Source organism: Kitasatospora sp. NPDC004669 (genome assembly GCF_040609455.1).
Lineage (GTDB): Bacteria > Actinomycetota > Actinomycetes > Streptomycetales > Streptomycetaceae > Kitasatospora.
In genome coordinates this window covers 130,892-150,932 of sequence record NZ_JBEXKB010000011.1, presented here as the reverse complement: position 1 = coordinate 150,932, position 20,041 = coordinate 130,892, and the positions used below count along the sequence as shown (strand labels likewise).

At 71.0% G+C, this 20,041-nt stretch carries 24 protein-coding genes and 1 pseudogene; 14 read left to right on the top strand and 11 right to left on the bottom strand.

The annotated features are described in order from the left end of the window. Positions 1 to 11: 11 nt before the first annotated feature. Positions 12 to 1,094, bottom strand: a complete 1,083-nt coding sequence (locus ABZW30_RS12305; RefSeq protein ID WP_355670998.1) for an SGNH/GDSL hydrolase family protein — start codon at positions 1,092 to 1,094, stop codon at positions 12 to 14. 212 nt (positions 1,095 to 1,306) lie between these two features. Here ABZW30_RS12305 and ABZW30_RS12300 point away from each other — a divergent pair, with 212 nt between their 5' ends. The 5 genes from ABZW30_RS12300 (at position 1,307) to ABZW30_RS12280 (ending at position 6,486) form a co-directional block, all read left to right on the top strand. Further along, positions 1,307 to 2,707, top strand: coding sequence for a cystathionine beta-synthase (locus ABZW30_RS12300; protein ID WP_355670997.1), 1,401 nt, complete (start codon positions 1,307 to 1,309; stop codon positions 2,705 to 2,707). Positions 2,708 to 3,196: 489 nt separating this feature from the next. After that, positions 3,197 to 3,532, top strand: coding sequence for a hypothetical protein (locus ABZW30_RS12295; protein ID WP_355670996.1), 336 nt, complete (start codon positions 3,197 to 3,199; stop codon positions 3,530 to 3,532). Between the two features lie 187 nt (positions 3,533 to 3,719). Beyond that, positions 3,720 to 4,994 carry an Ig-like domain-containing protein gene (locus ABZW30_RS12290; protein WP_355670995.1) on the top strand — a complete coding sequence of 425 codons (1,275 nt, stop codon included), beginning with the start codon at positions 3,720 to 3,722 and terminating at the stop codon, positions 4,992 to 4,994. A gap of 65 nt (positions 4,995 to 5,059) precedes the next feature. Then, positions 5,060 to 5,611 (top strand): SigE family RNA polymerase sigma factor, encoded by a 552-nt coding sequence (locus ABZW30_RS12285; RefSeq protein WP_355670994.1) that lies wholly within the window; start codon positions 5,060 to 5,062, stop codon positions 5,609 to 5,611. Then, positions 5,608 to 6,486, top strand: a complete 879-nt coding sequence (locus ABZW30_RS12280; RefSeq protein WP_355670993.1) for a hypothetical protein — start codon at positions 5,608 to 5,610, stop codon at positions 6,484 to 6,486. Before ABZW30_RS12285 ends, ABZW30_RS12280 begins: the two co-directional genes overlap by 4 nt. 15 nt (positions 6,487 to 6,501) lie before the next feature. Here the strand turns inward: ABZW30_RS12280 and ABZW30_RS12275 are convergent, their stop codons facing one another. Both ABZW30_RS12275 and msrA read right to left on the bottom strand, forming a co-directional pair. Next, positions 6,502 to 6,864, bottom strand: a complete 363-nt coding sequence (locus ABZW30_RS12275) for a cupin domain-containing protein (protein WP_355670992.1) — start codon at positions 6,862 to 6,864, stop codon at positions 6,502 to 6,504. Between the two features lie 129 nt (positions 6,865 to 6,993). Beyond that, positions 6,994 to 7,656 (bottom strand): peptide-methionine (S)-S-oxide reductase MsrA, encoded by a 663-nt coding sequence (gene msrA / locus ABZW30_RS12270; protein ID WP_355671076.1) that lies wholly within the window; start codon positions 7,654 to 7,656, stop codon positions 6,994 to 6,996. Positions 7,657 to 7,762: 106 nt separating this feature from the next. On the opposite strand from msrA, the gene ABZW30_RS12265 reads away from it, so the two are divergent. Continuing rightward, the gene (locus ABZW30_RS12265; protein WP_355670991.1) at positions 7,763 to 8,917 is read left to right on the top strand and encodes a cystathionine gamma-synthase; all 1,155 of its coding nucleotides are present in this window, start codon (positions 7,763 to 7,765) and stop codon (positions 8,915 to 8,917) included. Between the two features lie 112 nt (positions 8,918 to 9,029). Here ABZW30_RS12265 and ABZW30_RS12260 read toward each other — a convergent pair whose 3' ends face one another. After that, complete coding sequence (locus tag ABZW30_RS12260) at positions 9,030 to 9,512, bottom strand: MarR family transcriptional regulator (protein ID WP_355670990.1); 483 nt, start codon at positions 9,510 to 9,512, stop codon at positions 9,030 to 9,032. Positions 9,513 to 9,853: 341 nt separating this feature from the next. Between ABZW30_RS12260 and ilvA the strand changes: the two genes are divergently transcribed. From ilvA to ABZW30_RS12245, 3 genes are all read left to right on the top strand, one after another. Beyond that, positions 9,854 to 11,065 (top strand): threonine ammonia-lyase, encoded by a 1,212-nt coding sequence (gene ilvA, locus ABZW30_RS12255; RefSeq protein WP_355670989.1) that lies wholly within the window; start codon positions 9,854 to 9,856, stop codon positions 11,063 to 11,065. 231 nt (positions 11,066 to 11,296) lie between these two features. Next, positions 11,297 to 12,376, top strand: a complete 1,080-nt coding sequence (locus ABZW30_RS12250; protein WP_355670988.1) for an ATP-binding cassette domain-containing protein — start codon at positions 11,297 to 11,299, stop codon at positions 12,374 to 12,376. A 37-nt stretch (positions 12,377 to 12,413) separates the two neighbouring features. Beyond that, positions 12,414 to 13,235: an ABC transporter permease gene (locus ABZW30_RS12245; RefSeq protein ID WP_355671075.1), complete on the top strand. Its 822-nt coding sequence runs from the start codon at positions 12,414 to 12,416 to the stop codon at positions 13,233 to 13,235. Positions 13,236 to 13,370: 135 nt separating this feature from the next. On the opposite strand, the gene greA is transcribed toward ABZW30_RS12245, so the two are convergent. Next, complete coding sequence (greA, locus tag ABZW30_RS12240; protein WP_355670987.1) at positions 13,371 to 13,871, bottom strand: transcription elongation factor GreA; 501 nt, start codon at positions 13,869 to 13,871, stop codon at positions 13,371 to 13,373. A gap of 275 nt (positions 13,872 to 14,146) precedes the next feature. Further along, positions 14,147 to 14,560 carry a DUF4307 domain-containing protein gene (locus ABZW30_RS12235; protein WP_355670986.1) on the bottom strand — a complete coding sequence of 138 codons (414 nt, stop codon included), beginning with the start codon at positions 14,558 to 14,560 and terminating at the stop codon, positions 14,147 to 14,149. A gap of 240 nt (positions 14,561 to 14,800) precedes the next feature. Here ABZW30_RS12235 and mca point away from each other — a divergent pair, with 240 nt between their 5' ends. From mca to ABZW30_RS12215, 4 genes and pseudogenes are all read left to right on the top strand, one after another. Beyond that, positions 14,801 to 15,706, top strand: a complete 906-nt coding sequence (mca, locus tag ABZW30_RS12230; protein ID WP_355670985.1) for a mycothiol conjugate amidase Mca — start codon at positions 14,801 to 14,803, stop codon at positions 15,704 to 15,706. A 49-nt stretch (positions 15,707 to 15,755) separates the two neighbouring features. After that, a complete protein-coding gene (locus ABZW30_RS12225) occupies positions 15,756 to 15,947 on the top strand; it encodes a hypothetical protein (protein WP_350515052.1) in 192 nt (63 codons plus the stop codon). A 147-nt stretch (positions 15,948 to 16,094) separates the two neighbouring features. Continuing rightward, positions 16,095 to 16,217, top strand: coding sequence for a hypothetical protein (locus ABZW30_RS12220; protein ID WP_355670984.1), 123 nt, complete (start codon positions 16,095 to 16,097; stop codon positions 16,215 to 16,217). Between the two features lie 24 nt (positions 16,218 to 16,241). Next, a pseudogene (locus ABZW30_RS12215) lies at positions 16,242 to 16,403 on the top strand (DUF255 domain-containing protein); the annotation flags it as partial. Positions 16,404 to 16,433: 30 nt separating this feature from the next. On the opposite strand, the gene ABZW30_RS12210 reads toward ABZW30_RS12215, so the two are convergent. The 3 genes from ABZW30_RS12210 to ABZW30_RS12200 form a co-directional block, all read right to left on the bottom strand. Continuing rightward, entirely contained in the window at positions 16,434 to 16,841 is a 408-nt protein-coding gene (locus ABZW30_RS12210) for a PIN domain-containing protein (protein ID WP_355670983.1), read from the bottom strand. Then, the gene (locus ABZW30_RS12205) at positions 16,838 to 17,110 is read right to left on the bottom strand and encodes a hypothetical protein (RefSeq protein WP_355670982.1); all 273 of its coding nucleotides are present in this window, start codon (positions 17,108 to 17,110) and stop codon (positions 16,838 to 16,840) included. The genes ABZW30_RS12210 and ABZW30_RS12205 overlap by 4 nt, the downstream gene beginning before the upstream one ends. 118 nt (positions 17,111 to 17,228) lie before the next feature. Beyond that, positions 17,229 to 17,498 carry a hypothetical protein gene (locus ABZW30_RS12200; protein WP_355670981.1) on the bottom strand — a complete coding sequence of 90 codons (270 nt, stop codon included), beginning with the start codon at positions 17,496 to 17,498 and terminating at the stop codon, positions 17,229 to 17,231. A gap of 123 nt (positions 17,499 to 17,621) precedes the next feature. Here ABZW30_RS12200 and ABZW30_RS12195 point away from each other — a divergent pair, with 123 nt between their 5' ends. Then, positions 17,622 to 17,834 (top strand): hypothetical protein, encoded by a 213-nt coding sequence (locus ABZW30_RS12195; protein WP_355670980.1) that lies wholly within the window; start codon positions 17,622 to 17,624, stop codon positions 17,832 to 17,834. A 148-nt stretch (positions 17,835 to 17,982) separates the two neighbouring features. Here the strand turns inward: ABZW30_RS12195 and dnaN are convergent, their stop codons facing one another. Further along, entirely contained in the window at positions 17,983 to 19,119 is a 1,137-nt protein-coding gene (gene dnaN, locus ABZW30_RS12190; protein ID WP_355670979.1) for a DNA polymerase III subunit beta, read from the bottom strand. Between the two features lie 102 nt (positions 19,120 to 19,221). Beyond that, positions 19,222 to 19,983, bottom strand: coding sequence for an SDR family oxidoreductase (locus ABZW30_RS12185; protein ID WP_355670978.1), 762 nt, complete (start codon positions 19,981 to 19,983; stop codon positions 19,222 to 19,224). Positions 19,984 to 20,041: the final 58 nt, after the last annotated feature.

The window sequence follows — 20,041 nt, the reverse complement described above, 5'->3', positions numbered from 1 at the left end:
CGCTTGGTAGTTCAGGCGTCACCGGCCTCAGCGTGTGAGCTGGCCGACGTATCCCCGGGGTCCGCGCCGGGGTCCGTGCCTGGCCCTTTCCCGTTCTCCGGGCCCGGCAGGCCGATCCGCAGCCGATGCCTCAACAGGGCCCAGCGCCGACCCGCCTCCTCCGTCTCCACGGCCGCCACCTCGGTGCCCGCGCGTCCGGCCGCGGCCGCGGCGGCCACCGCGACCGGCAGCACGGTCTCGCCGGGGAGGGGGGCGGTCGGGCGCTCCTCCTCCGGCCACAGGCCGAGTGCCGCGCAGACCGAGGGCAGGACGGCCATCGCGGCGGTGGCGTAGCCCTGGGCGGAGGGGTGGTAGCGGTCGGAGGCGAACATCTCCGGCCGGGCGGCGAACTCCGGGCCCAGGAGCGAGCCCAGCGAGACGGTGCGGCCGCCCGCCTCCACCACCGCGATGGTCTGCGCGGCGGCCAGTTGGCGGCTGAGCCGCCGGGCCACCCAGCGCAGCGGCGGGCGGACCGGCTTGATCGTCCCGAGGTCCGGGCAGGTGCCCACCACCACCTCGCAGCCGTTGGCGCGCAGGGCGGCGACGGCCTCGCCGAGCTGGCGGACGGCGACCTGGGCCGGGCTGTGCCGGGTCACGTCGTTGGCGCCGATCATGATCACCGCGACGTCGGGGTGGTGCGGCAGGGCCTGTTCCAGCTGGCCGGAGAGGTCGGCGGAGCGGCCGCCGGAGCGGGCCACGGTGACCAGCCGCACCGGGCGCTCGGCCACCGAGGCCAGGCCTGCGGCCAGCAGCGCGCCCGGGGTCTCGCGGGCGCGGGCCACGCCGAGGCCGGCGCCGGTGGAGTCGCCGAGGACGGCCAGTACCAGCGGCCGCTGCGGGGCGGCGGTGCCGTCGGCGAAGGCCTCGCCGTAGACGCCGTCGGCCTTGGGCGGGTGGGTCTCCAGGATGCCGATGGCCTGGATGGCGAGTTTGCTCTCGGTCAGCAGCAGGCCGACCAGGCCCACGCCGAGCAGGCCGAGCCCGCCGCCACCGTACGCCGCCGCGGTGGCGATCCGGCGGGCCACCCGCGCCCGCGAGTCCGCTGTGCCTGGCATCCGTGCCCCCTCGCGTCCTCGTGCCGCCCCGGCGGGGACACGGCCGTGCCTGCACAGCGGTCTTACCCGGATGGGCGGCGGGAGTACCGGAGGTGGCGGTGGGGGTGGGCCATTGGGGGAGGCGTGCCAGAGGGGAACCCCGGGGCGCCGCCCACGCCCTAGGCTTTGCAGTACCGAATGCACTCGCATGCCCAAAGACCGGGAGGACCCCCGTGCGGTACCACAATTCGATCATCGACCTGGTCGGCAACACGCCCCTGGTCAAGCTGAACAAGGTCACCGAGGGCATCAGCGCGACAGTGCTGGCGAAGGTCGAGTACTTCAACCCCGGCGGCTCCGTGAAGGACCGCATCGCGATGCGCATGATCGAGGCCGCCGAGGCCTCGGGCGCCCTCAAGCCGGGCGGCACCATCGTGGAGCCGACCTCGGGCAACACCGGTGTCGGTCTGGCGATCGTGGCCCAGCAGAAGGGCTACAAGTGCATCTTCGTCTGCCCCGACAAGGTGTCCACCGACAAGATCAACACCCTGCGCGCCTACGGCGCCGAGGTGGTCGTCTGCCCGACCGCCGTCGCGCCGGAGCACCCGGACTCGTACTACAACGTGTCCGACCGCCTGGTCCGCGAGACCCCGAACGCCTGGAAGCCGGACCAGTACTCCAACCCGGAGAACCCGGCCTCGCACTACCACTCCACCGGCCCGGAGCTGTGGGAGCAGACCGAGGGGAAGATCACCCACTTCGTGGCGGGCGTCGGCACCGGCGGCACCATCTCCGGCACCGGCAACTACCTGAAGGAGGTCTCCGGCGGCAAGGTCAAGGTGGTCGGCGCCGACCCGGAGGGCTCGGTCTACTCGGGCGGCACCGGCCGTCCGTACCTGGTCGAGGGCGTCGGTGAGGACTTCTGGCCGACCGCCTACGACCGCAACGTCGCGGACGAGATCGTCGCCGTCTCCGACAAGGACTCGTTCCAGATGACCCGCCGCCTGGCCAAGGAGGAGGGCCTGCTGGTCGGCGGCTCCTGCGGCATGGCCGTGGTGGCCGCGCTGGAGGTGGCCCGCGAGCTCGGGCCGGACGACGTCGTGGTGGTGCTGCTGCCGGACGGCGGCCGCGGCTACCTGTCGAAGATCTTCAACGACGACTGGATGGCCGACTACGGCTTCCTGCCCTCGTCCACCGACGAGGCCCACATCGGTGAGGTGCTGGCCCGCAAGGAGGCCATCGAGCAGGGCGGCATCCCGCAGTTCGTCCACATGCACCCCAACGAGACGGTCGCCGAGGCGGTCCGGGTGTTGCGCGAGTACGGCGTCTCCCAGATGCCGGTGGTCTCCCCGGGCGCCGGGCACCCGGACATCATGGCCGGCGAGGTGATCGGCTCGGTGGTGGAGAAGCTGCTGCTGGAGGGCGTCTTCGCCAAGGACATCGAGCTGACCGACACGCTGGACAAGGTGATGTCCAAGCCGCTGCCGGTGGTCGGCTCCGGTGAGACCGTCACCAACCTGATGACCGTGCTGGAGAAGGCCGACGCGGCGGTCGTGCTGGTGGAGGGCAAGCCGCAGGGCATCGTCACCCGTCAGGACCTGCTGGGTTTCCTGACCACCCGCGCCGCCCACTGACGATCGGTCACCGTGCTTCGCCCGTGGACGGATCCGGTGGGTTCGTCCACGGGCGAAGTGGTACACCGACGTCACCTGCCCGCAGCACGTGGTTAACAACGCTCCGGCATCGTGGTGGTCAACGGCAAGACGCCGAGCGAGACGGCAGCGGCCACCGGGAGCGGCTCCCCGGCGGGCGCGGTCGGCTCCGGACACGTAGGACGGTCCTGACCCGGTCCGCCGTGTCCGCCCTCCCCGACCGGCATCGGAGGGAGGGGCCCTCCGCGGGAGGCGCCGTCGTCCCGCCCCTGTCCGGCTCCGGCCGGTCGACAGGGTGCGGCGGCTCCCGCGGTGCACACCGCGCCGTACGGCGCGTCTCCGCGGCTCCCGGGTGGGGGAGTCGACGCGGAGAGACGGTGGGGCCGGTCCTTCTCCGAGGGGCCGGCCCTTCCCGTGTGCCCCGGCCCTTCCGGTGCGCCGGGCGGCCCGGCGTCCCGTACGCTCGCACGCATGACCAGCACTGAAACGACCGAGGACGCCCCGCGCTACGTCAAGCTCAGGATCGAGCTGATCGCGGAGATCACCGACGAGGGCGCGCTCAAGGCCGCCGCCCTGAAGCAGGTCGCCGAGGACGAGTACCTCGACGACGAGGAGCGGGCCCAGTCCGTCGAGGCCATCGAGGTGGACCCGTCGGGTTCGCTCGCCCACTTCATCGACCCCGTCGCGCTGCTCGGCGAGGTTCCGGGCGTCGAGCTCGCCTCGGCCACCTGGGAGTCGGCGCAGACCGAGTTCGACCCCGAGAACGAGGAGTGGGACGAGTACACCGTGGACGCGTCGGCCGAGTAGCGGCCGCCCGTACCGTCACCGCTCGTGAACGCCCGGTCCGCTTCGGCGGGCTGGGCGTTTTGTCCATGTTCGTCGGGAAGTTGGGTCATCTCATACGATCGCTTACCCTTCGGTGATGGAACCGTGGGCGGGTGGATTGCGTTTCTGTATCCGTAAATGCCCGGGATGATCAGCAGGGAGACGCGACGTGACGGCACGGGACGGTCAGGGGCGGGTGGCCGGAGGGAACTGGAGCCGACGCGGAGTGCTCGCGGGCCTGATCGGTGCGCCCGTGCTGCTGCTGGCGGCCTGCAACGACAACAGCGGCAGCGGGGGCAGCGGCGGTTCCGGCGGCTCCGGTGCCAGCGGCACCCCGGGCGCGGGCGGCGGAAGCGGCGCCCCGAAGACCTCGGCCGCCGTCATCACCGTCAGCCCGGCGGACGGCACGACCGGCGCCAGCTTCAGTGAGCCGGTCAAGGTGACCGTCGGCAACGGCACCCTGGGCACCGTCAAGGTCACCGACTCCACCGGCAAGGAGTTGGCCGGCCAGCTCTCCTCCGACAACACCAGCTGGACCTCGGCCGCGGCCCCGGCCAGCGGCACCAAGTACTCCGTCACCGCCACCGCCGTCGACAAGGACAAGCTGGAGGCGGACGCCAACGCCACCTTCACCACGGCGACCCCGGCCAACACCTTCGTGGGCTACTTCACCCCCGAGGACGGCTCGACGGTCGGCGTCGGCATGCCGGTCTCGATCAACTTCAGCAAGCCGATCACCGACCGCAAGGCCGTCCAGCAGGCGATCACCGTGATAGCCGAGCCGGGCGTCGAGATCGTCGGGTACTGGTTCTCCAGCACCCGGCTCGACTTCCGGCCGCAGGACTACTGGGCCAAGGGCACCAAGGTCACCCTCAAGCTGCGACTCAAGGACGTCGAGGGCGCGAAGGGCGTGTACGGCACCCAGTCCAAGGACGTCAGCTTCACCATCGGCCGTGCCCAGACCAGCGTCGCCGACCTCGCCACCAGGAAGCTCACCGTCACTACGGACGGCCAGGTCAGCGCCGTCTACAAGATCTCCGGCGGCGCCCCCGAGCACACCACCTGGGGCGGCAAGATGGTCATCTCCGAGCAGTTCACCCAGACCCGGATGAACTCGCAGACCGTCAACCTGGGCAGCGAGTACGACATCGCCGATGTGCCGCACGCCCAGCGCCTCACCACCTCGGGCACCTTCATCCACGGCAACTACTGGTCCTCGCCGTCGATCTTCGGCGGCCAGAACACCAGCCACGGCTGCGTCGGCCTGCAGGACGCCAAGGGCGCGCAGGACAGCAGCACGGACGGCTACAAGTTCTACAAGTCCTCGATGGTCGGCGACGTGGTCGAGGTCGTGAACTCCGGCGACAAGACCGTCGCCCCGGACAACGGCCTGAACGGCTGGAACCTGAGCTGGGCCGAGTGGAAGGCCGGCAGCGCCGCCTGACCGTCACCTGAAAATTCTCCTCGGGCGGACCGAACCTCGCGGTCCGCCCGAGGAGTCAGGTAGGTGTGAAACGCGAGCAGAGGCAGCGACAGGACGCCGAGTTCAGCGCGTTCGTCTCCGGGAGCGGCCGTCAACTGTTGCGGCTGGCAGAGCTGTTGACCGGCGACCCGGACCGTGCCAAGGACATCGTGCAGTCGGCGCTCGAACGCGCCTACCTGCACTGGCACCGGATCACTGGCGACGACCCCACCGCGTACGTCCGCCGGATCGTGGTGAACCAGCACCGCGACTGGTGGCGCCGGCTGCGCAACCACGAGCTGCCCACCGACATCACCCCCGACCGGCCGCTCGACGAGGACCTCGCCGAGCGCCAGGCCCAACGGGCCCTGCTCCAGCAGGCGTTGGGCACGCTCACCCGGCGGGAGCGCACCGTCGTCGTGCTCCGCTACTACGGGGACCTCACCGAGTCCGCCATCGCGGCCGAACTGGGCATCGCGCCCGGCACGGTGAAGAGCACGCTGCACCGGGCGCTGTCGAAGCTGCGCGCACTCCCCGAACTCGCCGACCGCACCGGCGGAGCGGCGGGCCTCACGACGGACATCGAGGTGACGGTATGAGCTTCGAGGACAGGCTCGGACAGCTGCTCAAGGACGAGGACCCACTGGCGGCCGGGCCGGACCCGGAGGCGGTCGTCGTCGGCGCCCGGCGCCGCCGGGCCCGGCGCAGGACGGGGGCCGCGGCGGCCGCGCTCGCGGTGGCCCTGGTCTGCGGGGTGACGGCGGTGACGGCCGGCAGCGCCCGGCACGTCGGGGACGTCACGGCCGAGGCGGGGGCGGCGATGACCCCCAAGGCGGGGGCGACCGCCCTGGTGCCGGAGGCCGCCCCGACCCCGACGGCGACCGCGCTGCCGCTCTCGCCGGTCCGGCGGGTCGCGGTCGGGGAGAAGGTGCAGGTCACCGATGGCTCCCGGATGTGGGTGACCGAGACCCAGCGTTGCGACGAGCAACTCGGCCCGAACGGGAAGTGGTACTCGGCGTTCGGCTGCAGGGACGTCACCAGTGACAACCTGGACCATTCCCGGCCGCAGATCTACTGCCAGGGCAGTGGCGACGGACAGCATCTGGTGTCGCTCTGCTTCTACCTGGGCCCGACCCCGAGCAAGATCATCTTGTTCGAGGACGGCAAGCCCGTCCCGGCCACCCTGGTCACCGCTCCGGAGATGAAGAACTGGACGGCCTTCTACCTGGTCAGGCCCGTCAAGCCCCAGCCGACGCAGACCGGCCCCCAGGGGTGGCCGGCCGACCCGATCGGCGTCTACGACGCCCAGGACCGGCTGCTGACCGAATCCCCCGGCCGGACGGCGGACCACAAGTCGGTTCACGCGCCGGGCGCCACCGAGACCACCGTGCAAGCGGGGGCCGGGTGGTTCTACGCGCCGGGCGCCACCGGGGCCACCGCGCCGACGGTGCCGGCCGCGCCGACCGCTCACTGAGGCGGTCGCGCCGCCTCACCGCTTCGCGTAGTCCGCGAAGCCCTGCCAGTCGACGATCACGCACGGCTCGTCGCCCAGGATCCAGGCGTCGTGGCCGGGCGGGCAGATCATGTAGTCGCCGGGGCCGAACTCGTCCTCCTGGCCGTCGTCCATGACGATCTTCATCCGGCCGGAGACCACGTACCCCGTGTGGGCCGCCTGGCAGCTGTCGGTCCTGGCGATCGGCTTCACGTGCTTGGACCACTGCCACCCCGGCTGGAACACGGCCCTGCCGACCGGGCCGCCGTCCAGGTCGACCAGGCGAAGCTCCCCCATGCCCTCCTCGAAGAGGCGGACTTCCTCGGGAGCGTCGAAATTCTTGCGGACCAGACCGGACATGGCGAACTCCTCTCCACGAGGAACGGCCCGGCCACCAGCGCGGTGGCCGGGCCGCCTTTGCTGGGCCCTTCCAGTCTGCGCCCGGCCCCGGGGGCGGTCACCCTGGGTCGCCGCCCCGGCCGCACCCGGTCAGCCCTGGGTGCGGGCCACGCCGATCGGGCAGGAGGCGCCCGTGCCGCCGAGACCGCAGTAGCCGTTGGGGTTCCTGGCCTCGGACAGGTACTGCTGGTGGTACGGCTCGGCCGGGTAGAACGGGCCGGCCGGGGCGATCTCGGTGGTGATCGGGCCGTGACCGAGCGCGGTCAGCGCGGGCTGGAAGGCGTCCCGGGTGGCGGTCGCGGCGGCGGCCTGGGCGGGGGAGTGGGTGTAGAGCGCGGAGCGGTACTGGGTGCCCACGTCGTTGCCCTGACGGTTGCCCTGGGTCGGGTCGTGCGCCTCCCAGAAGGCCTTCAGCAGCCGCTCGTACGAGATCAGCGCGGGGTCGAAGACCACCCGGACCGCCTCGGTGTGCCCGGTCAGGCCGCTGCACACCTCCTCGTACGTCGGGTTCGGGGTGTAGCCGCCCTGGTAGCCGACCAGCGTCGTCCAGACGCCGGGCAGCCGCCAGAACGTGCGCTCGGCGCCCCAGAAGCAGCCCAGCCCGAAGTCGGCCACCTCCAGCCCCTCCGGGTACGGCCCGGTGAGCGGGTGGCCGAGCACGGTGTGCGGCTCGGTCAGGGTGAAGGCGGGGGCCTCGCGGCCGGGCAGTGCCTGGTCGGCGGGGACGAGCGAGGTCTTGTGGCGGTTGAACAGCACGGCCTGCTCCAGCGGGGTAGGGACGGTTGCCCAGCGTTCAACGCATCGGGCGGTCCGCGGATTCCGGCGAGCGTGCCGGCGTACGGCCACTAGGCTCGGAGCCATGACCGAGCACCAGCTTCCCCAGGGCTTCGAGACCCTCGCCATCCACGCGGGTCAGGAAGCAGACCCCCAGACCGGGGCCGTCGTCACGCCGATCTACCAGGTGTCCACCTACAAGCAGGACGGGGTGGGCGGCCTGCGGGGCGGTTACGAGTACAGCCGCAGCGCCAACCCGACCCGCACCGCGCTGGAGGAGTGCCTCGCAGCGCTGGAGGGCGGCGCCCGCGGCCTCGCCTTCGCCTCCGGCCTGGCCGCCGAGGACACCCTGCTGCGCACCATCCTCAAGCCGGGCGACCACATCGTGATCCCCAACGACGCCTACGGCGGCACCTTCCGGCTGTTCGCCAAGGTGCTGACCCGCTGGGGCGTCGAGTTCTCCGTCGCCAACACCCAGAACCTGGACGAGGTCCGGGCCGCGCTGCGCCCCAACACCCGCGCGGTGTGGGTGGAGACCCCGTCCAACCCGCTGCTGGGCATCACCGACCTGGCCGCGCTGGCCGAGGTCGCGCACGGCGCCGGGGCGCTGCTGGTGGTCGACAACACCTTCGCCAGCCCGTACCTGCAGCAGCCGATCGCGCTCGGCGCGGACGCGGTCGTGCACTCCACCACCAAGTACATGGGCGGCCACTCGGACGTGGTCGGCGGTGCTCTGGTGCTGGCCGAGGCGGGCCTGGGCGAGGAGGTCGCCTACCACCAGAACGCGATGGGCGCCGTCTCCGGCCCGTTCGACGCCTGGCTGGTGCTGCGCGGCATCAAGACGCTGGGCGTCCGGATGGACCGGCACAGCTCCAACGCGGAGAAGGTCGCCGAGCTGCTGGCGAGCCACCCCAAGGTGAGCCAGGTGCTGTACCCGGGCCTGCCCGAGCACCCCGGCCACGACATCGCCGCCAAGCAGATGAAGGCCTTCGGCGGCATGGTCTCGTTCCGGGTCGCCGGCGGCGAGGAGGCGGCCGTCGAGGTCTGCAACCGCGCGCAGCTGTTCACCCTGGGCGAGTCGCTGGGCGGCGTGGAGTCGCTGATCGAGCACCCGGGCCGGATGACCCACGCCTCGGCGGCCGGTTCGCCGCTGGAGGTGCCGGCCGACCTGGTGCGCGTCTCGGTCGGCATCGAGTCGATCGACGACCTGCTGGCCGATCTCAAGCAGGCGCTGGGCTAGGCGCAATGCCGGTGACTTTGCGTTCTGCCACGGCCCTCTGCCCGAAGCATCGCCACAGGTCAGCGGCTCGCGATCGCCGTTAAGTCAGTGGCATTGGGGCTAGGCGAGTCGGTCACTGCCCCTGCTGGTCCGCCGTGTACGACTCCATCGCGTGGTTGAAACGGGCCAGCAGGGCGCAGAACGCCTGCTGCTCCTCGGGTGGCCAGTCGGCCGTCAGGCGGCGGGTCAACTCGGCTCGGCCGTCCCGGACTTCGGCGAGCCGGCCGGCGCCGCCCGGGGTCAGCGCGAGCCGCACCGCGCGGCGGTCGGCCGGGTCCTGGACCCGGCCGACCAGCCCGGCCGCGACCAGCGGGGCGACCTGGCGGGTCACCGTGGAGGAGTCGACACCGAGCGCCTCGGCCAGCGCCTTGACGTTCGCGGGCCCGTGCCGCTCCAGGCGTTCGAGCAGCAGGTAGGCGGCCCGGTCCAGCGCCCCGACGCCGCCGCCGGAGGTTCGGACCTGTTCCATCCGGCGGGCGAACACCGCCAGCTGGTACTGGAGTTGGGTGTGCACGGGCTCGGTTCGGTCGGTGGCCTGGGGCGAGGTCGTCGTCATCGCGGCTCACGATCGTCGTGCGGTGAGGGAGGCTCAGAAGCAGCAGCGTACGCGGGCGGGGCGGGCCCGGGAACAGCCCCGGCGTCCCCGATTGACGGTGTCGGCACCCGGGGGCGCTCCATGGGATCAGGCCGGGCGCGCGGCGTCGGGGCACGCACCTCGCCGCGTTGTCGTCAGCCGTCGGTGGCCCCCGGCCTTCGGCCGGGAGGCGCCCCCACCGCACGGACTCTCCCCCGGCCCGGCGGCTGGGAGGTGCCCCCGTCCTCCGCCTTGCGGTGCACGCGTTCCGACGCAGCGCGCTGATCCGGCCTGCCCCACATGGAGCGCCCTAGGCTGACGTCATGCACAACTGGCCGGTCACCCTCGACGACGTCCGCGGGGCCCAGAAGATGCTCGCCGGGGTCGCCCGGGTGACCCCGATGGAGGGCAGCCGGCACCTGTCCGGGCTGATCGGTGCACCGGTCCACCTGAAGTGCGAGAACCTGCAGCGCACCGGCTCCTTCAAGTTGCGCGGGGCGTACGTGCGGATTGCGGGGCTCTCGCCGGTGCAGCGGGCCGGCGGGGTGGTGGCGGCGAGCGCCGGGAACCACGCCCAGGGGGTGGCGCTGGCGGCCTCGCTGCTGGGGGTGCACTCCACCGTCTTCATGCCGGTCGCGGCGCCGCTGCCGAAGGTCGCGGCCACCCGTGAGTACGGTGCCGAGGTGCGGCTGTACGGCACCACCGTGGACGAGGCGCTGCAGGCCGCGCAGCGGTACTCGGAGGCGACCGGCGCGGTGTTCATCCACCCCTTCGACCACTGGGACATCGTCACCGGCCAGGCGACCGTCGGGCTGGAGATCCTGGAACAGTGCCCCGAGGTGCGCACCATCCTGGTCGGGGTGGGCGGCGGCGGGCTGCTGGCCGGGATCGCGGCGGCGGTCAAGCCGCTGCGCCCGGACGTCCGGGTGATCGGGGTGCAGGCGGCGGCCGCGGCCGCGTACCCGCCGTCGCTGGCGGCCGGGCGGCCGGTGTCGCTGGAGCAGTTCAGCACCATGGCCGACGGGATCATGGTCGGGCGCCCCGGGGACATCCCGTTCGAGGTGATCAACACGCTGGCGGACGGCATCCGCACGGTCTCCGAGGACGCGCTGTCGCGGGCCCTGCTGCTCGGCCTGGAGCGGCTGAAGCTGGTGGTCGAGCCGGCCGGGGCGGCCCCGATCGCGGCGCTGCTGGAGCAGCCGGACTCCTTCGAGGGCCCGGTGGTGGCGGTGCTGTCCGGCGGCAACATCGACCCGCAGCTGATGCAGCGGGTGCTGCGGCACGGGCTGGCGGCGGCCGGGCGCTACCTGTCGCTGCGGGTGCGCCTGGCGGACAAGCCCGGTTCGCTGGCGGACCTGCTGGGCGTGCTGACCAGGGTGGACGCCAATGTGCTGGACGTCGCGCACGTGCGGATCGACCCCCGGCTGGGGCTGGCCGAGGTCGAGGTGGACCTGCACCTGGAGACCAAGGGGCCGGAGCACTGCGCGCTGGTGGTCGGCGAGCTGCGGGATGCGGGGTACGTGGTCTCGGGCTGAGGCCGTCCGGCCGGCGTGGCGCTCCACCGGGACGGCGTCGTTCGGCCGGGATCGCACGGATCTCTTCGTTTCTCTTCGTTCGAACCCTCTTGACGCGATGTATCGCAAGTTGTCAGACTCGCGATACATCGCGTTCTGTGTCGGTGGTCGGGAACCGAGTAGCCCGCGTGCCTTAAATCCGGGCAAGGCGTGATAGATCGCTCATATTCGTCCAAGGAGATGAGGCAGGCCATGGCGCCAGCCATCCAAGCCGAGAACCTGGTGAAGACCTTCGGAGACGTGCGGGCCCTGGACGGCGTCAGCCTCGACGTCCCCGAGGGCACGGTGCTCGGGCTGCTCGGCCCGAACGGCGCCGGCAAGACCACCACCGTGCGCGTCCTCACCACCCTGCTGCGCCCCGACTCCGGCCGCGCGGTGGTGGCCGGCGTCGACGTGCTCAAGCACCCGGACAAGGTCCGCAGTCTGATCGGGCTGTCCGGCCAGTACGCGGCGGTCGACGAGTACCTGACCGGCTTCGAGAACCTCACGATGGTCGGCGAGCTCTACCAGATGAGCACCCGCGCCGCGAAGGCCCGCGCGCTGGAACTGTTGGAGTGGTTCAACCTCACCGAGGCCAGGAACCGCACCGCCAAGACCTACTCCGGCGGGATGCGCCGTCGGCTCGACCTCGCCGCCGCGCTGGTCGTCCGGCCGCCGGTGATGTTCCTGGACGAGCCGACCACCGGCCTCGACCCGCGCAACCGGCTCGCACTCTGGGAGGTCATCGAGACCTTGGTCGAGCAGGGCACCACGCTGCTGCTCACCACCCAGTACCTGGAGGAGGCCGACCGGCTCGCCCACGACATCGCGGTGGTCGACCACGGCCGGGTGATCGCCCGCGGCACCGCCGACCAGCTCAAGGCGCAGATCGGCGGCGAGCGGATCGAGGTCGTGGTGCACGATCCGGGCCTGGTCGCGGACGCGGTCGCGGCGCTGTCCGGCTACGCGCAGGGCGAGCCCGCGGTGGAGAAGAACACCCGGAAGATCACCGTGCCGGTCAGCGGCGGCGCCCGGGTGCTCGCCGACGCCATCCGCGAACTGGACGGCCGCGGCATCGAGATCGACGACATCGGCCTGCGCCGCCCGACCCTGGACGACGTGTTCCTCACCCTCACCGGCCACGTCGCGGAGACGGCTGAGGAGGACGGCGGCGAGGACCCCGAGGGCCGCGGCCGGGGCGACCGGGGGCGCGGCAAGGGGACCGGCCCGGACGGCGCCGGGAGCCGGGGGCCGGACCGGCAGCAGGCCGTCACGGCCGGAACGGAGCGCTGAGATGGTCACCGCCACCGAACACGCCATCGGCGCGGCGATGCCCACGCGACGCCGGGGCCTGAACGCGACCCTGCACGACTCCTGGGTGGTCGCCAAGCGGAACCTGCGCCGGATGTCCCGGATCCCCGAGATCGTGGTGTTCGGGCTGATGCAGCCGGTTATGTTCGTGCTGCTGTTCTCGTACGTCATGGGCGGGGCGATCAAGATCCCCGGGGCGAGCTCCAGCACCGACACGTACATCCAGTACCTGATGGCCGGCATCTTCGCCCAGACCGTCACCTTCGCCACCGCCGGCGCCTCGGCCGGCATCGCGGAGGACATGACCAAGGGCCTGGTGGATCGCTTCCGCTCGCTGCCGATGGCCCGCTCGGCGGTGCTGGTCGGCCGCACCCTCGCGGACCTGTGCCAGACCGCGTTCACCGTGGTCGTGCTGGCGCTGGTCGCGCTGGCGGTCGGCTGGCGGATCCACAACGGGGCGCTCAAGGCGCTCGGCGCCTTCGGCCTGCTGCTCCTGCTCGGCTACGCCTTCTCCTGGATCGGCGCGCTGATCGGCCTGTCGGTGCGCAGCCCCGAGGCTGCCACCTCGGCCGGGCTGATCTGGCTCTTCCCGCTGACCTTCGTGTCCAACGCCTTCGTGCCGGTCAGCTCGATGCCGGACTGGCTGCGGGCGATCGCGTACTGGAACCCGTTCAGCGCCACCGTGCAGGCCTGCCGGGACCTCTTCGGCAATCAGGTCGGGCCGGTGGACAGCGCCTGGCCGATGCAGCACGCGGCGCTGGTGTCGGTGCTGTGGTCGCTGGTGATCACGGCGGTGTTCTCCTGGTTGTCGGTGCGCAAGTACCGCTCTGCCGTGGGGTGAAGCGATTCTGCTGTCGCGTTCGGGAGCTGCTCTCGGGAGCAGCTCCCGGGTGTCGCCTCCGAGCGCGGAACGCTTGAGGGCGGTCGCCGGGTCCCAGGACTCGGCGACCGCCCTCGGCGGCGTTCAGGGGCCGGATCAGCCGGCGTGCGGAACGACCTTGACGATCTTCACCATGGCCGGCTTGCCGTTCGGCAGCTCGTAAGTGGCCTCGTCGCCGATCTTCTTGCCGTCGATCGCGCGGCCCAGCGGCGACTGCGGCGAGTAGACGTCCAGGTCGTCGGCGCCCGCGACCTCGCGGGAGGCGAGCAGGAACTCCATCAGGTCGTCCTCGTCGCCGTCGAAGGCGACCGTGACGATCATGCCCGGGGCCACCACGCCCGAGTCGGCCGGGGCCTCGCCGACCTTGGCGCGCTCCAGCAGCTGGGTCAGCTGGCGGATGCGCAGCTCGGTCTTGCCCTGCTCCTCCTTCGCCGCGTGGTAGCCGGCGTTCTCCTTGAGGTCGCCCTCCTCGCGCGCCGCCTCGATCTTCTGGGCGATCTCGATGCGCCAGGTCCCGGTCAGATGATCCAGCTCGGCCTTGAGCTGGTCGTAGCCGGCCTGAGTGAGCCAGGTCACGTTCTCGCTGGTCTGGGTCACGGGTGCTCCTCGTAGGTGCTGGGGCTGTGCTGAGGGTGTGAGTCGTCAGCAGGGTCGTCGGTGATATCGGTCTTAACTACAAAGCAACGCCCGCTCCCGTACCATCCGGTGCGGAAGGGGCGAAACCACGAGCCTAACAAGTCCTGCCGACAAGTGGGAGAGGCGTTGTCGCGTGATTGACGACGGCGTTACGCGGTGGTGTACGGGGACCGGGTGCGGGACCCCTTACGGATGCCCGTTCTCCCGAATGAATATGCCTTTCCGCGCCGTTCCCCCTACTTCGCCGGGGTGCAGCCCAGCAGCTCGGCGGTGGTGCCGCGGGCAGTGGTGCGCAGGGTGACGGTGGCCTCGTAACTCGACCCGGCCGCCGGGACCGGGAAGTCGGCCACCCCGACCACCGCGTGGTCGTCGCCCTGCGAACGGACCGTGCAGGTGCCGGCCGTGCCGTCGCTCTTGCGGACGGTCAGCTGCAGCTGGACCTCGGAGTCGGACACCACCTGGAAGGTCGGCACCGAGCCGTTGATCTTCGACTCGCGCAGCAGGTAGGAGCCGCCCAGCCAGGCGATCAGACCCAGGCCGAGCACGCCGCAGACCGCGCCGACCACCTTCAGGCGGCGGTCCGACTCGCTGTTCCCGCTCCGGCCGTAGCGCCCTTCGGGCAGCTGGGCGGCGGTGGTCTGTGCAGTCATCGGACTTCGTCCTTTCCCGGGGAGGGGCCGCGCGGGCGGTGCGGGGGAATGCGACGCTCCTCCAGTCCGTCACTATAGGAGGGGCACGCCCGCGGCCGGTCCGGCGGGGGCGGGGCCCGGCCGTGCCGGCCACCGGCCGGAGGCCGGCCTTGCGGCGACGCGGTCCCGAAGTGAGCGGTTCGTACGGTGGGCAGACCGGACTTCGCGGAACGCCCGATGATGTGGAAGGAACGCAAGGCGTTGACTGAGCAGTTGCGACTGATGGCGGTGCACGCCCACCCGGACGACGAGTCCAGCAAGGGCGCGGCCACCATGGCCATGTACGTCGAGCAGGGCGTGGACGTACTCGTGGCCACCTGCACGGGGGGCGAGCGCGGGTCGGTTCTCAACCCCAAGCTCCAGGGGGACCCGTACATCGAGGAGAACATCCACGAGGTCCGGCGCAAGGAGATGGACGAGGCGCGGGCGATCCTCGGCGTCAAGCAGGCCTGGCTGGGGTTCGTCGACTCCGGCCTGCCGGAGGGGGACCCGCTGCCCCCGCTGCCCGAGGGGTGCTTCGCCCTGCAGGACGTGAAGGAGGCGGCCGAGCCGCTGGTCCGGCTGATCCGCGAGTTCAAGCCGCAGGTCATCACGACCTACGACGAGAACGGGGGCTATCCGCACCCGGACCACATCATGACCCACAAGATCACCATGGTGGCCTTCGATGCCGCGGGTGATCCGGACGCCTACCCCGAGGCCGGCGAGCCCTGGCAGCCGCTGAAGCTGTACTACAACCACGGCTTCCCGATGGGCCGGATCCGGGCGCTGCACCGGTACCTCACCGAGCACGACCTCGACTCCCCGTACGGCGAGTGGATCGCCGGCTGGGAGAAGAGCGGCCGCAAGGAGCGCGAGATCACCACCCGGGTGCGCTGCGACGACTGGTTCGAGACCCGCGACCGCGCGCTGATCGCCCACGCCACCCAGATCGACCCGGACGGGCCGTGGTTCCGCGTCCCGCTGGAGGTTCAGCGCGAGGTCTGGCCCACCGAGGACTACGAGCTCAGCCGTACCCTGATCGATGTGGACCTGCCGGAGGACGACCTGTTCGCCGGCCTGCGCACGCCCAGCCTGGCGGCCGAGGTCGCCGACGCGCGCGACTGACCCACCCCCCGACGGCCCGGCTCGACGTGAGCCGGGCCACCATAGAGATATGAGTGCCCCCGTGAACCTCATCCACCTCGCCGCTGACCTCGCCGTCGACGACGCCAAGGTCACCCCCGGTCTCCTCGGCTTCGTCGTCTTCGCCGCGCTCGGCGTGGCGACGTGGTTCCTGGCCAAGTCGATGAACCGGCAGTTCAAGAAGGTCGACTTCGCCGAGGAGCCGGAGGCACCCAAGGAGTGACCCACTCCGGCCCGGCCGTCGTCCGCGCTCGCGAACGGCGGCCGGGCCGGAGCCGCTTTCCACGAAGTCGGTCCGGTGCGCCGCCGGGCTCCGCAGGATCCCGAACCATGACGTGGTCGTGGCACACCGTGGCGCGCAGGGCGCCGGGTGGTCTTCCTCGCCGACGGCCGGATCGTCGACGAACTCGCCGCGCCCACCCCCGACCGGGTGCTCCGGCGGATGTGCACCTTCGACACCAACCTCGGGATCAGCCGCTGGTCCGTGCCGTAGCCCCGGATGCGGGAGGATGGGGGCATGCCGAACCGTCTTGCGGACGCGACCTCCCCCTACCTGCTGCAGCACGCCGAGAACCCGGTCGACTGGTGGCCGTGGGGGCCCGAGGCCTTCGCGGAGGCGGAGCGGCGTGGAGTGCCGGTGCTGCTGTCCGTCGGCTACGCCGCCTGCCACTGGTGCCACTGAACTCGCAAACCCAGTAGTCGGCGGTGCTCACACCTCTCTGATGATCACGCGCTTCCCGCAGAGCTTCGACCAGTCGTCCCGGTCGGAGGTCAGGACGACCACGGGGGCCGGGGCGCGGAGCGCGAGCGCGGCAACGAGGGCGTCGATCGCGTACTTGTGTCCGTGCAGCCCGCCTGCGTCCTGAAGCAACGCCACTGCGGTCAGGGAGTCCTCCTGGCTGACCGGTTCCACTCGTAGCCGGGAGAGCACCCACTTCAAGCGCGCAAGATCGGTCTTCCCCTGTACGGCTTCAACGATGGTCAGCGCAGACACGAGGACGGGAACCCCGACCTGCCGGGATGCCTCGATGCGAGCCGCCATACCGCGGTCGTTGCGTAGGAGCAGAGAGAGCGCCTCGGAGTCGAGCACCAGCGAGCGGGCTGGCTGCTCCTTCACGCGGCGCCCTGCTCGACATCCTCGGCGGTCACGTCTCCGAACAGCTCGCGGCGAGCGGCTTCGATCTCCTGCTCTGTTAGCGCGCCGTGCTCTTCCTCGTGGGCCGCGACGATCTCGGCGAGCCCGTCCATGGCGAGCTGGTGCCTGACAGCTTCGGTGATGTAGCTGGACAGGCCGCGGCGGCCGGTTCGAGAGCGGAGCTCGCTGACTAGCTCGGTGGGCATGGACACGGAGATGTTCTCGGTGGTCCCGGCTCGGATCGGCTTCATAGCCTCAGTGTAAGACAGTATCTATTACAGGATGTGGGCTTTCAGTGCTCCGCGCCTGTTCGCGGGAGGCAGTTCTGTCGCAGCGCTTGCCCGACCGGGGTCGGGCAAGCGCTGCGCATCAGCCGCCGTGCTCGCGTAGTAGTTCGATCATGTTGCGGAGCATCGGTATCGCCGAATCGCCGGCCTTGTCCTTGTCGTTGAAGTGCATCAGCTCGTTGCGGATCTCCCGGAGTTCGTCGAGGCGGGCCGTGAAGGACTTGCGGTCCAAAGGCCAGTTCAGCCTGTCCCACTGTTTCTGATTGCTCAGGACCTGCTGGTAATCCCCGTAGGACAACTGGTCGAAGGCGGTGAGCTTCCGGAGTCCGTCCGGATCGCAGAGCGCGATCACCTCTGCAAGGTCCAGACCTTCCGAGACGACCCGGCGTAGTTGTCGGTCAAGGTCACCTATGAGCAGGAACGGCCGGGCCTACTCCACCCCCTGCATTCACGAACACGCTTGCCTGCCTGTCCGATGCACTGGCCCGACCCCGCTCAGCGCACTCGGATCGAGGAGATCCGCGACAATCTCCTCGCCCGCATCGACGAGGCACGACGCGAGGGCTGGCTCGGCGAGGTCGAAGGACTCCAGGTCAGCCTCTCCGGCGCCAACGACAAGCTCGCCCAGATCGATCGCCAGTCACGCCGCGCTGTCGACCTCGGCATCCCGTCCCCACGGACCCCCTGAACAGAGCAAAATCACGAGTTCAGGGAATCCGCCACCGTATCCTCCTCCCATAGTCATCACTCACCGTTGCCGCCGACTACGGGCCAGAGCCACTCGCTGGACAGATCCCGAAAGTCGGGGTCCGGTGAGCGCTCGAACCGGCGGCTGCTCAGACGGGGCGCAGCGGCATGAACAGGTAGCGGTAACTCGGGTCGTGCTCGGCGTCCAGAGCGGTCCGGGCCGTAAAGACGGCGGGCTTGGTCGGCGTGGTGAAGCTCAGCTCCAGGTAGGGGGCATCGATCACCGTCAGGCCCTCGACTATGTAACTGGCGTTGACGGGAAAGCAGATGCCCTCCCCGTCGTAGTGGGCCGGCACGGTCTCCCGGCCACGTGCCTCGACGCTGCTGCCGGCGTCCACCGTGATCTGACCCGGCGTGAGCGTCAGTCGCATCCGCGCGCTCCGCTCGGTCACCAGGGAGACGCGCTTGGTGGCTTCAAGCAGTGCGACCCGGTCGATGACCGCGCTGCCAACGTACGTCTGCGGGAAGACGGACTGGTACTTGATGAAGTCGGACGCCAGGAGTCGCGACGTGGCACGGCGGGGGCCGGCCCCGAATCCGATCAGCGCGGCACCGGAGGACTTGTCCATAGAGAGTCCGATCGACACCTCGTCGCCCTTGCTGAGCGACCGGGCGATCTCGTGCAGGCTCTTGGCCGGGACGAGCGCGCCCTCCTTCAGCTCAGCCTGCGGGTCGGCGGGGCGCCAAGCCACATCGCGCACCGCGAGACGGTAGCGGTCAGTGGAGGCCATCCGCAGGGTGGAGCCGTTGATCTCGATGTGGACCCCGGTGAGGACGGGCAGGCTGTCGTCCCGCCCGGCAACGACGGCGACCTGGGCGACCGCCGAGGCGAAGACGGCCCCGTCGATCGTGCCCAGGAACGGGGGCATCTCGGGCAGCTTGGGGTAGTCCTCTATCGGGATGGTGGGCAGCTCGAAGTGCGACGCCCCGCAGGTCAGCACCGCGTAGGTGCCATCGGTGCTGAACTCGACCGGGAGGTCCGGCAGCGACCGGGCGATCTCGGACAGCAGTCGGCCGGATACCAGTACCGAGCCCGGCTCGAGGACCTCCGCCTCGGCGTCGAACTTCGCCGAGACCTCGTAGTCGAAGCCCGAAACGGTGAGTCTGTCCTCCGCCGCCGTCATCAGGAGGCCGGCGAGGACAGGCACGGGAGGGCGTGCGGGAAGGGCGCGCGCCGCCCAGGTCACGGCTTCGGCCAGGGCGTCGCGCCCAAGATGGATCTTCACTGGTTGCCTGCTTTCATCAGGTCGGACCGGGGGTCGTGATCAAGCACGTTTGCAGGGAGTCCCGTCCGGGGGCGGAGTCCTCGCGGTTCGGCGCCGGCTGGTTCAGAGCCCACGAAGTGCGCCGCCGTCCACGGGGACCGTGATCCCCGTGAGATAGGAAGCCGCCGGCGAGAGCAGGAAGGCGGCCACGCGCCCGAATTCCTCGGGACGACCATAGCGGCGCAGCGGGATCGCGGCCTCATTCCTGGCACGGACGGCGACCTGGTCCCCGCTCAGCGCATCGAGCTCCTGCACCCGTTCCGTATAGATCTGATTGGGCATCAGTCCGATGACGCGCACGCCGCGGGGGCCGAGTTCGTCCGCCAGGCCCTTGGCGGCCATCGCCAGGCCGGGCCGCAGGCCGTTGGACAACGCCAGGCCGGACGCGGGCTGTCGGACCGTACCGGAGAGCACGAAGCCGACGACCCCGCCGTCGCCGAGGACTTCGGACGCGGTCCGGGCCAGCCGGATCGCGCCGAGGAAGACGGACTCGAAGGAGGTGCGCCACTGGGCGTCCTCAACTTCTGTGACCTGGCCCGCCGGTGGCCCGCCCGAGCTGATGAGCACGCCGTCCAGTCGGCCGAAGCGCTCCATGGCGGCATCGACCAGCGACCGCGCGGCATCGGGGTCGCCGTTGTCCGCCACCAGGCCCAGCGCCACATCGCTTCCGCCGAGCGCCGCCACAGCCTTGTCCACGGATTCCCGGGTACGTCCGGTCACCAGGACCCTGGCCCCCTCCGCCACCAGCTGCTGCGCCGCGGCGAAGCCGAGACCGCGGCTGGCGGCCGTTATGAGGAACGTCTTTTCTCGAAGTCCAAGATCCATGGGCTACATTCTGCCCGCTTCGCGGTGATGGCCGCAGGTGGTCGAACAACTCGTGTCG